The sequence below is a fragment of the Mycobacterium sp. 1245111.1 genome (assembly GCF_001673405.1).
Classification (GTDB): Bacteria; Actinomycetota; Actinomycetes; order Mycobacteriales; family Mycobacteriaceae; genus Mycobacterium.
Genome location: NZ_LZLV01000128.1, coordinates 1 through 1,089 on the forward strand (window position 1 = coordinate 1; position 1,089 = coordinate 1,089).

The following is a 1,089-nucleotide window of genomic DNA, read 5'->3' on the forward strand; positions in this document are numbered from 1 at the left end:
GGCGATCATGATTGAAACAGGATCCATCATCGTCTGCGCTCGGCTGCTGGACACCTTCCTCGTACGCACCACCACCGACCCCGCCACCGCCTACATCACCGCATACGACAGCGCCCGATTCGCCCTGGTTGGCCTGCTGGCCCAACAAGGCTTGCGCGCGACCCAACGCGGCGGCCACCTCGCCGTCGAACACGCAACACGAGCGCAGTTCGACACCCAATTCGCCGAATTCGCGACACTGCGCCGCCGGCGCGCCGAACTTGAATACCCGCGCTATGCAGGGGAGGTCGTCGAGCCATCAGAAGCCGGTGACGCGATCAAGATCGCCGACCAGATTATCGGCGACGCCGGGCTGCTGTTACCGCATCTGCCCCTGTTCTAGTACTTGGGCGACGTTACCGGAAGACAAAGAATAGAACCGCCGGGTCATGTTGCGCGGCAGGCGGTTTCAAGCCGCCACCCCCCAAAAAAAGAGCGCCAGAAGGCAAACACCCCATCAAGACCCGGTCGACTAGCGCGGCGGAAACGCGGACATTAGGCCGGTAACGGTTGCAGAGCAACGGATTCAGCACGCCCACTGACTAGCGCGGCGAGCGCGGCATCGATGACAGTGTTGAGTGCGGGCCTGGGTCGATCGCCGAGACGGAATTGTCTCCTGTCGCGCCGATGAACGACTCTGGCGGGTCGGCGAGCCCGGCTTAACCCGCCGCTAGCAGGTCGTCCAGGCCGCGCCGCGCTACCGGGCCGGCGTCCCCGCCCGACGCCGCGATCTCGGCCAGCCGGGTGCGCCAGAAGTCCCATCGGGCCGGATTGAAGCCGGGTACGGTCAGCCCCGCCCGCTGGGCCCGGGCGCCCAGGATGTGGCTGCGCCCCCGATAGCCTGCCTCGCGTTGCCGGGTCAGGGATGCGAGCAGCGGTCCAGCCAGCCGGAACCACTCCACCGCGCCCGGGAGCAGCGCGGGGACACCCGCCTCGGGCTCATCGTCTTCCAGGGCGTGGCGCAGCGCCCAGAGGGTCCGTCAGATTAACGGTGTAAGCGGCATCCTCGGTTAGTTGGTTTCGCTTCCCGGCATGCGGTCGGCGAAGGTG

Annotated in this window: 2 protein-coding genes; one reads left to right on the forward strand and one right to left on the reverse strand. The window is 66.7% G+C overall.

Going from position 1 to position 1,089, the window contains the following annotated elements:
* A partial coding sequence (locus A5658_RS28520) for a hypothetical protein (RefSeq protein ID WP_067339372.1) occupies positions 1-382 on the forward strand: 382 nt, incomplete at its 5' end.
* 316 nt (positions 383-698) lie between these two features.
* On the opposite strand, the gene A5658_RS20260 is transcribed toward A5658_RS28520, so the two are convergent.
* Positions 699-941 carry a DUF3632 domain-containing protein gene (locus tag A5658_RS20260; RefSeq protein ID WP_067339373.1) on the reverse strand — a complete coding sequence of 81 codons (243 nt, stop codon included), beginning with the start codon at positions 939-941 and terminating at the stop codon, positions 699-701.
* Positions 942-1,089: the final 148 nt, after the last annotated feature.